This window comes from Peptoniphilus indolicus ATCC 29427 (assembly GCF_000227315.1).
Lineage (GTDB): Bacteria > Bacillota > Clostridia > Tissierellales > Peptoniphilaceae > Peptoniphilus > Peptoniphilus indolicus.
Genome location: NZ_JH165066.1, coordinates 16,732 through 27,551, shown reverse-complemented (window position 1 = coordinate 27,551; position 10,820 = coordinate 16,732). Strand labels below are relative to the sequence as shown.

Here is a 10,820-nt window from a genome sequence, read left to right as displayed (position 1 = left end):
ACAATGCTGCAAAATAATACCGAGCCATATAACACCTCAAAGTAATTATACTTTTAGTAAATTATTTTGTCAAAATAAGAAAATTACAGATTTATATTAAAATCCTAGTAATTCTATATGAGTTTTTAAAAAATTATGTTATAATCTTAAAGTATTAATCGTAGTGGTTTACTATGAATTGGGTTTGTAATAAATATTGTAGGAGGAAATTATGAGTCGTGAACTCTTAAGAATTGAAAACTTAAGCGCAGGTGTAGAGGATAAAGAAATCCTTAGGAATATAAATTTGAAAGTTAATTATGGTGAAGTGCATGTAATTATGGGACCAAACGGTTCTGGTAAATCAACACTTGCCAATGTTTTAATGAATAATCCAGAGTATAGTGTAACTTCTGGAAAGATATTTTTAGATGGTGAAGATGTAACAGAACAAACAACTGATAAGAGAGCTAAAAAGGGTATGTTTATGTCTTTCCAAACTCCAATGGAAGTGAGTGGAATAACTGTTGAGAATTTTATAAGAACTGCTAAATCAACTATCCAAGATGAAAATATATCTATTTTAAAATTTAAAAAGAATTAAAAAATGAAATGGACAAGTTAGATTTTGATGAATCTTATGCTTTAAGATATTTAAATCAAGGATTTTCAGGTGGGGAAATGAAGAAGAATGAAATTCTTCAAATGTTAATATTAAATCCTAAGTTAGCTATTTTGGATGAAACTGACTCTGGACTTGACGTAGATGCTACAAGAGTTGTGTCTGAAGGAATAGCAAGATTTGCTTCTGAAGATAATGCTGTAATTATAATAACTCACCATAGAGAGCTTATAAAGAGTATAGTTCCTGATTATGTACATGTGATTATAAATGGTGAAATTGTTAAAGAATCAGATGCAAGTTTAATAGATGAGATAGAAGAAAAAGGATTTAATTGGATAAGAGAAGAGGTGAAGTAAGTGGTTACCAAGAAAACTCAAATTGATGAAATGGATAGAGGGATCTATGACATCAAAAATTCTTTTTCATATAGATCTAAAACTGAACAAGGTTTATCTGAAGAAATTATAAGACAAATATCAAGCGAAAAAAATGAACCGGAATGGATGCTTGAGTATAGATTAAAGGCTTTGGGAATATTCAACTCACAAGAAAATCCTACTTGGGGACCTGATTTATCTGAAGTTGATATACAAAAGGTGACAACTTACATCAGACCGGATGCTGATCTAACTGATGATTGGAAAAATGTACCGGATGAAATCAGAGATACATTTGATAAATTAGGTATTCCTGAAGCTGAAAAAGAAGCTCTACTTTCAGGGGTAGGTGCACAATATGACAGTGAGGTTGTTTATCACAACATTCAAAAATATCTTTTAGACCAAGGTGTAGTTTATACTGATTTTGAAACTGGTCTTAGAGAATATCCTGAAATAGTAAAAAAATACTTCCAAAAATGTATAACTCCAACTTTGCACAAGTATGCAGCTCTTCACTATGCTGTATGGTCTGGCGGTAGTTTTGTGTATGTGCCGGAAGGTGTAAAGGTTGATGTGCCATTACAGTCTTATTTCAGACTTAATGCTCCTGGAGCAGGACAATTTGAACACACTCTTATAATCATTGAAGACAATGCGTATTGTCATTTTATAGAAGGATGTTCAGCTCCTAAGTACAATGTATTGAATTTACATGCTGGTGGAGTAGAGTTGTTTGTTGGCAAAAACGCAACTCTTAGATATTCTACAATAGAAAACTGGTCAAGAAATATGTACAACTTAAACACTAAGAGGGCTATAGTAGATGCGCATGGTAAAATTGAATGGGTTTCAGGTTCTTTCGGTTCTAAAGTGTCTATGTTGTACCCAACTTCTGTTTTAAGAGGGGAATATGCAAGCAGTGAATACACAGGTATTTCATTTGCAGGAGCAGGTCAAAATATAGACACAGGAGCTAAAGCAATCCATACGGCTTCTCATACAAAATCAACGGTAAACTCAAAGTCAATTTCCAAATCAGGAGGAGTTGCAGTATATAGAGGTTTGGTAAGTGTTTCTTCAAATGCACATGATGTTAAGAGTTCTGTATCTTGTGAGTCATTAATGCTTGATAGTGAATCAAGGTCAGATACTATACCAGTAATAGATATAAAAAATAAGCATGTTGACTTAGGACATGAAGCGAAAATTGGTAGAATATCAGACCAAGTAATTTTCTATTTGATGAGTAGAGGCATCCCAGAGTCTGAAGCTAAGGCTATGGTGGTTAGAGGGTTTGCAGAACCAATAGCTAAAGAGTTACCTATGGAATATGCTGTAGAAATGAATAACTTGATAAACTTAGAACTTGAAGGTTCTATAGGCTAGGAGGATAGAATGGGAAATAAGATATACGGAAATAACTTGTCTTTTAGAACATTTGATTCTTCAAATGTTAATCAAGTAGAGTTGGAATTACCGATTAATCTAGTTGATAAGATAGAACTGAAGGAAAGAGAATTTAAATCTGATTACGGTTTTTCTAAAGAAATAAAAGAATTAAATATAAATAATTATAATTATTATAAAAATAAGGTTGAAATGGTGAAAGTTTAAATAAAACAATCATTTACGACTCAAATGAAACTCTAGTTGAGCTGACAGATATTTATGCTGAATATGGAGCAAAACTTAACTTAGTTTTAAAATATGATGAAAATACAAAATCTGATTTTAGAAGTTCGCTTATAAGGTTAAAGCTTGAAAAGAATTCAATAGTGAACTTATTTATAGTTCAAATGGAAGAAAACAAAAAAGTTATTGAATCAATAATCACAGATATTGATGAAAGCGCAACTTTAAACTTGTTCCAATATGAAATAGGAAGTGTTGAACTATACACTAACTTAAAGGGTAATTTAATTGGTGAAGATTCAAATATAAATATAAATAGTATTTATTTTGGGTATGGAAAAAATGAATTGAATCTATTCTATGACATATATCACCATGCTAAAAAATCAAATTCAGATATCATGGTAAATGGAGCTCTTAGAGATGAAAGCTATAAGAACTTTAAATCAACATTAGATTTCAAAGAAGGCTCTAGTGGATCTATAGGTTCAGAGGAAGAATATGCAACTCTATTATCTGATGATGTTATAGCTTTATCTGTACCGGTTTTACTGGCTCATGAAGATGATGTACAAGGTAATCATGCTGCTAGTGCAGGGAAAATAGACACCGATTTATTATTTTACTTGATGTCAAGAGGACTCGACCAACAACAAGCAGAATCTTTGATAATTTTATCAAGATTTGCTAAGGCAATTGATTCAATTGAAAATCAAGAGTTAAAAGACTTAATCAATGATAGAGTTCAAGAAATAGTTAGGAGATAATATGCTTAATAGGGAACAAGTTGAAAAAATTAGAGAAGATTTTTCTTATCTAAAATCAGATAAAAAATATATTTATTTTGACAATGGAGCTACTACTCAAAAACCAAGACAAGTAATAGAATCTCTTGAAGAATATTATAATTATGAAAATGGGAACCCTCATAGAGGGGCCCATCATTTTGCTATGGAAGCTACAGATGTTTACGAAGGTGCTAGAGATAAAGTTAGGGAATTTGTAAATGCCAAGTCATCAAATGAAATTGTATTTGTGAGAAATGCAACAGAAGCTTTAAATTTGATAGCATATAGTTGGGCTTTAGAAAACTTATCTACTGGAGATGAAATTTTAATCTCAATTATGGAGCATCATTCTAACCTTGTAACTTGGCAATATGTTGCTAATAAGACAGGAGCAAAGCTTGTATATTTATATTTAGATGAAAATATGCAAATAACAGATGAAGAATTTGAAAGTAAACTAAATAAGAATACAAAACTATTTAGTATAACAGCAGCTTCCAATGTAGTTGGGACTATGCCTAATGTTAAAGAATTTATAAAGAAGGCTAAGAGTAGTTCTGGGGCAATTTGTATAGTTGATGCAGCTCAATATGCACCACACCACAAAGTTGATGTACAGGACTTAGATTGCGATTTTTTAGTTTTTTCAGGACATAAAATGGTTTCTGCTATGGGGATAGGAGTCCTTTATGGAAGAGAGGATATATTAAATTCTATGAACCCATATATGTATGGTGGAGAGATGATTGAATATGTGTATGAAGATAAAAGCTCATACATGCCATCTCCTCAAAGATTTGAAGCGGGTACAGTAAATGTAGGAGGAGCAAAATCTTTAAAAACTGCCATAGAATATATTGAAAAAATAGGTATGGATAATATCTATGAATATGAGTCTGAACTTACAACTTACTGTTACGATAAAATGAAAAAACTACCATTTATAGAAGTGTATACTACACCAGTTAAAGAAAGAAGTCCTTTAATAAGCTTTAATTTTAAAGATGCTCATCCACACGATGTAGCTTCTATTTTGGATAATTATGGAATAGCAATAAGAAGTGGACATCATTGTGCGCAACCATTACACAGAAAATTAGGAAATAACTTTTCTTGTAGAGCTTCATTTGCTTTTTACAATACTTTTGAAGAGATAGATTATTTTATCGAGCATTTAGAAGAAGTTAGGAGGATGTTACAAATTGAATCTTAATGATATATACACTGAACTAATATTAGAACAAAGTCGAAATAAGAGAAATAGAAGACATTTAGAAAATCCAACTCATGTTGAATTGGGACACAATCCTTCATGTGGAGATGAAATAACACTAGAGCTAAGAGTTAAAGAAGAAAAAATAGAAGATGCTTCTTATACTGGAATAGGTTGTGCTATCTCTCAAGCTTCTACTTCTATAATGATAGACACTATAAAAGGATTGGACACGCAAAAAGCTTTGGAACTTAGCAATAAATTTATAGCTATGGTAAAGGGAGAAATTTCAGATGAAGCTGATCTGGAAGATTTAGAAGATGCTATAGCATTTGAAAGTATTCAAAATTTACCGGCGCGTGTAAAATGCGCAGTACTACCTTGGTATACTTTGAAAGAAATGATAGAGACGGATATTGATAAAAAGAGTTTTAGTGTGTAGGTGAAAAAATGAAACTTTCTACTAAGGGTAGATATGGACTTATGGCAATGCATAGGCTTTCTATAAATTATGGGAAAGGTCCAATATCTATTAGCGAGATAGCTAAAGAAGAAAATCTGTCAGAAGCCTATTTAGAACAACTTTTTACATTATTGAAAAAAAGTGATTTAGTGAAGAGTTCAAGAGGAGCTAAAGGCGGCTATCAATTAAAAAAAGCTCCTAATGAAATAAAAATTGGAGAAATTTTAAACTCTCTTGAAGGAAATATATCTATATCTTGTAAAAATTTAAATAGCTCTGATTGTAGGGGATACAATGCTTGTGAAGGAAGTTCTTGTGCAACAAAAAATATTTTGGACACGTTACAAGAAAAACTTGATGGAGTTTTAGATTCACTCACTTTAGCCGATATGGAGTAGGTATGGAAATTTATTTAGATAATGCTGCTACAACAAAAATTAGTGATGAAGTATTTGGAGCAATGTTGCCATATTTAAAAGAATTTTATGGTAACGCTTCAAGTGTTTATTCAATAGGGAAAAAATCTAAGGAAGCTATAATAGAGGCTAGAGATTTAATAGCAAAGGCATTGCGATGTAAGAGTAAAGAAATATTTTTTACATCAGGTGGTTCTGAAGCTGACAATTGGGCTATAAAAGGTAGTCTTTTAAAATCTAAACACATACTTTCTACGCCAATAGAGCATGAAGCTGTTTTACAAAGCTTAGAATATATGAAAGATTTAGGCTATGAAATAGAATATTTAGATGTAAATAGTAATGGAATAGTTGAAATTGATTCTTTAAAAAGTAAGTTAAGAGATGACACAGCTCTTATTTCAGTCATGTATGCGAATAATGAGATAGGCACTATACAACCTATAAAAGAAATAGGAGAATTTTTAAAAGATAAAAATACATTGTTTCATGTAGATGCAGTTCAGGCTTTAGGTTCTATTGAAATTAATTTAAGTGAATTAAATGTAGATATGATGAGCTTTTCGGCGCATAAAATACATGGACCAAAGGGAGTAGGAGCTCTTTATATTAAAGAGGGCACAAAAATAAACTCTATGATAAATGGTGGTTCACAAGAGCGGAATAAACGAGCTGGAACAGAGAATGTTGCTGGAATAGTTGGGTTTGCAAAAGCTGTTGAAATAGCTCAAAAAAATGTGTATGTAAGAAATTCAAAAATAGAAAAATTGAGAGATAAACTCTTAAAAAATCTTTTGAGTTTAGAAGGAGTTTATTTAAATGGAGACCTTGAAAATAGATTAAAAGGAAATATAAACATATCTATGGAAAATGTTGATTCAAGCATTTTACTGATGAAATTAGATATGGAAGGTATTATGGCATCAATTGGAAGTGCATGCAATTCAGGCTCAATTAATCCATCATACGTTTTAAAAGCTATTGGTAGAAATGATGAGTTATCTAAAAATAGTTTAAGGCTTACATTAAATGAAGAAAATTCAGAAGAGCAGATAGACAGAGCTTCTGCTATAATAATAGATAGTATAAATTCTCTTAGATAGAGGTGTGATATGCAAGCGACAAAATTACAAAATATGGGTGTGGTGAATTTGACACCTGAGTTTTTAGTAATCGGTACAGCAACTCTTTTCCTACTATTATTATTTTTAACGATATACTATCTTATAAATATAGGGAACGTATATATAGAATCTGATAAAAGAATAAGAGTTGATTTAAAAGTTATTATAAATGTGTTATTTGCAATAATAGTTTTGTACATATTTAGAATAATTTTACAAAAATACGGAATAGTGGCAGATACTTTATGGGCCATATTTTTTGGTGCAGTAATTGCATTTGTTATTAATCCGATTGTAACTTTTTTGGAAACAAAAAATGTAAACAGAAAAGTAGGAGTATTGATTGTATACGTTAGTATTATATTAATACTTGGACTATTAATGGTAATTGTAATACCAAAAACTGTTCAAGAAATTACAAATTTATTGCTTAGAACACCAGTTATTTTAGAAAAATTAGGTACTGATTTTTCTAAAATAATGGAGAATTTAAGCAAGAATAATACATCTACAATTTATCAGTCTTTCGATTTAAAAAAATAGGAGATGGATTTAGAGATTCTGTAATGAAACTTGTAAATAATTTGCAAGGTTCATTTGTAGACAGTTTGAAAAATGTAGGTAGTGGTGTTGGAGCAATATTCTCAAAGCTACTTAGAATTGTTTTAATGTTTATTTTTGCATTTTATTTTACTGTAGATAAGGATAAATTCAAAAATGGAATAGTAAAAATTTTACCTAGAAAATACAAAGAAGACATACTGTATCTTTCTATGAGGATAAATCAAGCATTACTTAATTTTGTTAAAGGAAGATTGTTATTAGCATTTTTTGTAGGTTTTTTCACAATGATTTATCTTTTAATTTTAAGGGTCGACTTTGCTGTTGTAATAGGAATTATAACTATGATAGCTGATATAATTCCTTATATAGGACCATTTATGGGATTTGTACCAGCAGTATTATTTGCTTTTATAGTATCTCCGTTTAAAGCTCTTTGGGTAGCGATATTATTTGTGCTGTTACAATGGGCTGAAAATAATATTCTTGCGCCAAAGTTAATAGGAGACAAAACAGGATTGAATCCAATTTTAGTTTTGATTTCCATTATAATAGGAGGAGGGATTTTTGGAGTATTGGGAATGATTTTATCTGTTCCTGTATTTTCTATAATCTTAATACTTGTTGACTACTTAAAAATAAAGTACAATGAAAGAAATAGAGATATAGTTTAATAACCTCCCTATTTAGGGAGGATTTTTATAATTGAGGTGTAAAAAAAGGATGAAGAATTTAAAACTCCAAGAAATTAGAAGTGAATTTTTAGAATTTTTTAAAAGTAAAGAACATCTTGTATTAGATAGTTTTTCTTTAATTCCAAAAGGGGATAAATCACTTTTACTAATTGGGGCAGGTATGGCGCCAATGAAAAAATACTTTACTAAAGAATTGACACCCCCACATAGTAGAGTTACAACTTGTCAAAAATGCATAAGAACAGGCGACATAGATAATGTAGGGAAAACTGATAGACACGCAACTTTCTTTGAAATGTTAGGTAATTTTTCTTTTGGAGATTATTTTAAAACTGAAGCAATAACTTGGGCTTGGGAATTTTTAACTGAAAGACTTGAGATAGAAGAAGAAAAGCTATGGGTTACTGTTTATGAAGAAGATGATGAAGCTTTTGCTATATGGAGAGATAAAATAGGTATTCCTGAGGGGAAAATAGTAAGACTTGGAAAAGAAGATAATTTTTGGGAACTTGAAGTTGGACCATCAGGACCTTGTTCTGAAATATATGTAGACAGAGGCGAAAAATATGGCTGTGACGACCCTAACTGTAAACCGGGTTGTGATTGCGAAAGATTTATAGAAGTTTGGAATCTTGTATTCACTCAATTTGATAAAGACGAAGAAGGAATTTATCATCCATTATCTCATCCAAATATAGATACAGGAATGGGATTGGAGAGAATTTCTACAGTTCTTCAAGGAACAAATAATATATTTGAAATAGACGCGCTACAAAATATAATAAAAGCAATTTCAAATATATCTGGAATTACTTATCTAGAAAATGCTAAAAAAGACGAGTCTATGAGAGTTATAACTGACCACATAAGAGCTATGACTTTTATGATATCAGATTCTATAAGACCTTCAAATGAAGGAAGAGGCTATGTTCTTAGAAGACTTATAAGAAGAGCAGCTAAACATGGCAAGAATTTAGGGATAAATGGAAGTTTCTTACATCAATTGACAGATGAAGTAATAGATTCATGGGGTAAGCACTATCAAGACCTTGAAACAAATAAAGAAAAAATTAAACAAGTTATAAAACTTGAAGAAGAAAAATTTGCTCAAACTATTGATAAGGGAACTCTTATGTTAGATGAAGAGATAAAGAATCTAAAAGAAAATGGATTAGACACTTTAAATGGAGATACAGCATTTAAATTATATGATACTTATGGATTCCCTATAGATTTAACTGAGGAAATTATAAATGATAACGGGTTAAAGTTAGATAGAGACGGTTTCTTTGCATTGATGGAAGAACAAAGAAACAGAGCTAGAGCTGCTAGAGATGATTCTGATGAAGTGGGATGGTCAAGTAACGAATCTGAAGGAATTTATGATGGTTTTGAAAATGAATTTGTCGGATATGATTTAAATGAAGTTGAAACAGAAATAACTCATATTTTATCATCAGGAAAAGAAGTTTCTGAATTAAATGAAGGTGAAAAGGGTGCTGTAATTCTAGATAAAACTCCTTTCTATGCACAATCTGGAGGACAGATTGGAGATACAGGAATTATCAGTTCTGATAACTTTAAACTTAAAGTGTTAGACACTAAGAAGGCAAAAAATGGAGTGAATATTCACTTAGTAGAAGTTGAAGAAGGTCTTTGTCAGTTAGAAAATGTAGTTGCCAAAATAGATCTAAAAAGAAGACAAGATATAAGACGTAATCATTCGGTTACTCATTTATTACATCAAGCTTTAAAAGATACTTTAGGAGATCACGTAAATCAAGCAGGCTCAGAAGTTGGCCCTGATAGGATGAGATTTGATTTTACTCATTTTGAACCAGTAAATGCTGAAATTTTAAATAAAATAGAAGAAATTGTAAACAGCAAAATATTTGACTCATTAGAAGTTAAGACTACTATAACAGACCCTAAAGGTGCATACGAAATGGGAGCTATAGGACTTTTTGAAGAAAAATATTCTGATGAAGTTAGAGTATTGAGCATGGGAAGTTACTCAATGGAACTTTGTGGTGGAACACATGTAAGAAATACTTCTGAAATAGGAATGTTTAAAATAGTTTCAGAAAGTGGTATATCATCTGGGGTTAGAAGAATAGAAGCTATAACTGGACCGGCTGTTTATGTATATTTAAATTCATTAGAAAACTTAAGAGATGAATCAGCTCAAATTTTAAAGACAACTAAGACAGAAGTTATATCAAAAATTTCAGCACTAGTTAATTCTGTAAAAGAATATGAAAAGGAAATAGAAGGCCTTAAACTTAAATCAGCAAAAGATGAATTATCTGGTATAATAGAGAATGTAAAGATTAAGAATGAAGTATCATATGTAACTTATAGTTTTGAAGGAGTAGATGTTAATACTCTTAGAAATATAGCAGATGATGTTAGAGAAAAAATGGGTAATATTATAGTATTACTTTCTACGGTTGTAGATGGAAAAGTTAATTTTGTATGCGCTGTTTCTAAAGAGTTAATTTCTAAGGGATATTCTGCTGGGAATATCGTAAAAGAAGTTGCTAAAATAGCTCAAGGTGGCGGTGGCGGTAGACCAAATATGGCAACTGCAGGAGCTAAAGATGTTAGTAAAGTGCAAGAAGCATTGTCAAAATTAGAGGAATTGATTTAATGTAAGTATTTCTATGTTATAATTACAGGAGGAATATATGAACGATAAAAATCAAACACAGATTTTCGAAAAGCAAGCTTTAGAATCAGAAATATTTAAAAATATTTTAAAGACAGTTTATGTAGCTTTGGAAGAAAAAGGGTATAATCCAATAGACCAAATAATAGGATATATTTTATCCGGAGATCCAACATATATAACTAGTCATAATAATGCAAGATCCATCATTCAAGAAATTGAAAGAGATGAACTTTTAGGTGAATTATTAAGATTATATCTTAAGTAATTCACTAA

The 10,820-nt window shown here is 30.8% G+C and carries 11 protein-coding genes and 1 pseudogene; all 12 read left to right on the top strand.

The window, feature by feature from the left end; genetic code table 11:
• Positions 1 to 211: 211 nt before the first annotated feature.
• The 12 genes and pseudogenes from sufC (at position 212) to HMPREF9129_RS09040 (ending at position 10,812) form a co-directional block, all read left to right on the top strand.
• Positions 212 to 960, top strand: a pseudogene (sufC, locus tag HMPREF9129_RS09090) (Fe-S cluster assembly ATPase SufC).
• A 30-nt stretch (positions 961 to 990) separates the two neighbouring features.
• Positions 991 to 2,370: a Fe-S cluster assembly protein SufB gene (sufB, locus tag HMPREF9129_RS09085; protein WP_040553039.1), complete on the top strand. Its 1,380-nt coding sequence runs from the start codon at positions 991 to 993 to the stop codon at positions 2,368 to 2,370.
• A gap of 9 nt (positions 2,371 to 2,379) precedes the next feature.
• Positions 2,380 to 2,598 carry a hypothetical protein gene (locus tag HMPREF9129_RS09080; RefSeq protein ID WP_004822807.1) on the top strand — a complete coding sequence of 73 codons (219 nt, stop codon included), beginning with the start codon at positions 2,380 to 2,382 and terminating at the stop codon, positions 2,596 to 2,598.
• A gap of 8 nt (positions 2,599 to 2,606) precedes the next feature.
• The gene (locus HMPREF9129_RS09075; protein ID WP_083827201.1) at positions 2,607 to 3,383 is read left to right on the top strand and encodes a SufB/SufD family protein; all 777 of its coding nucleotides are present in this window, start codon (positions 2,607 to 2,609) and stop codon (positions 3,381 to 3,383) included.
• Between the two features lies 1 nt (position 3,384).
• Positions 3,385 to 4,617 (top strand): aminotransferase class V-fold PLP-dependent enzyme, encoded by a 1,233-nt coding sequence (locus HMPREF9129_RS09070; RefSeq protein ID WP_004822802.1) that lies wholly within the window; start codon positions 3,385 to 3,387, stop codon positions 4,615 to 4,617.
• Positions 4,607 to 5,059, top strand: coding sequence for a Fe-S cluster assembly sulfur transfer protein SufU (gene sufU / locus HMPREF9129_RS09065; protein WP_004822801.1), 453 nt, complete (start codon positions 4,607 to 4,609; stop codon positions 5,057 to 5,059). Before HMPREF9129_RS09070 ends, sufU begins: the two co-directional genes overlap by 11 nt.
• Positions 5,060 to 5,067: 8 nt before the next feature.
• Positions 5,068 to 5,478, top strand: a complete 411-nt coding sequence (locus HMPREF9129_RS09060) for an RrF2 family transcriptional regulator (protein ID WP_004822798.1) — start codon at positions 5,068 to 5,070, stop codon at positions 5,476 to 5,478.
• A gap of 2 nt (positions 5,479 to 5,480) precedes the next feature.
• Entirely contained in the window at positions 5,481 to 6,599 is a 1,119-nt protein-coding gene (locus HMPREF9129_RS09055; protein ID WP_004822796.1) for a cysteine desulfurase family protein, read from the top strand.
• 9 nt (positions 6,600 to 6,608) lie between these two features.
• Positions 6,609 to 7,163 (top strand): AI-2E family transporter, encoded by a 555-nt coding sequence (locus tag HMPREF9129_RS12530; RefSeq protein WP_004822795.1) that lies wholly within the window; start codon positions 6,609 to 6,611, stop codon positions 7,161 to 7,163.
• Positions 7,164 to 7,186: 23 nt separating this feature from the next.
• Positions 7,187 to 7,855, top strand: coding sequence for an AI-2E family transporter (locus HMPREF9129_RS12525; RefSeq protein WP_004822793.1), 669 nt, complete (start codon positions 7,187 to 7,189; stop codon positions 7,853 to 7,855).
• A 49-nt stretch (positions 7,856 to 7,904) separates the two neighbouring features.
• Complete coding sequence (gene alaS / locus HMPREF9129_RS09045) at positions 7,905 to 10,526, top strand: alanine--tRNA ligase (RefSeq protein WP_004822791.1); 2,622 nt, start codon at positions 7,905 to 7,907, stop codon at positions 10,524 to 10,526.
• Positions 10,527 to 10,563: 37 nt separating this feature from the next.
• Positions 10,564 to 10,812, top strand: coding sequence for an IreB family regulatory phosphoprotein (locus tag HMPREF9129_RS09040; protein WP_004822788.1), 249 nt, complete (start codon positions 10,564 to 10,566; stop codon positions 10,810 to 10,812).
• Positions 10,813 to 10,820: the final 8 nt, after the last annotated feature.

Excerpts from the sequence above, each read along its gene's own strand:
- sufB (WP_040553039.1), top strand. The coding sequence starts at position 991 with ATGGATAGAGGGATCTATGACATCAAAAATTCTTTTTCATATAGATCT.
- HMPREF9129_RS09080 (WP_004822807.1), top strand. The coding sequence starts at position 2,380 with ATGGGAAATAAGATATACGGAAATAACTTGTCTTTTAGAACATTTGAT.
- HMPREF9129_RS09070 (WP_004822802.1), top strand. The coding sequence starts at position 3,385 with ATGCTTAATAGGGAACAAGTTGAAAAAATTAGAGAAGATTTTTCTTAT.
- HMPREF9129_RS09060 (WP_004822798.1), top strand. The coding sequence starts at position 5,068 with ATGAAACTTTCTACTAAGGGTAGATATGGACTTATGGCAATGCATAGG.
- HMPREF9129_RS09055 (WP_004822796.1), top strand. The coding sequence starts at position 5,481 with ATGGAAATTTATTTAGATAATGCTGCTACAACAAAAATTAGTGATGAA.
- HMPREF9129_RS12530 (WP_004822795.1), top strand. The coding sequence starts at position 6,609 with ATGCAAGCGACAAAATTACAAAATATGGGTGTGGTGAATTTGACACCT.
- HMPREF9129_RS12525 (WP_004822793.1), top strand. The coding sequence starts at position 7,187 with ATGAAACTTGTAAATAATTTGCAAGGTTCATTTGTAGACAGTTTGAAA.
- alaS (WP_004822791.1), top strand. The coding sequence starts at position 7,905 with ATGAAGAATTTAAAACTCCAAGAAATTAGAAGTGAATTTTTAGAATTT.
- HMPREF9129_RS09040 (WP_004822788.1), top strand. The coding sequence starts at position 10,564 with ATGAACGATAAAAATCAAACACAGATTTTCGAAAAGCAAGCTTTAGAA.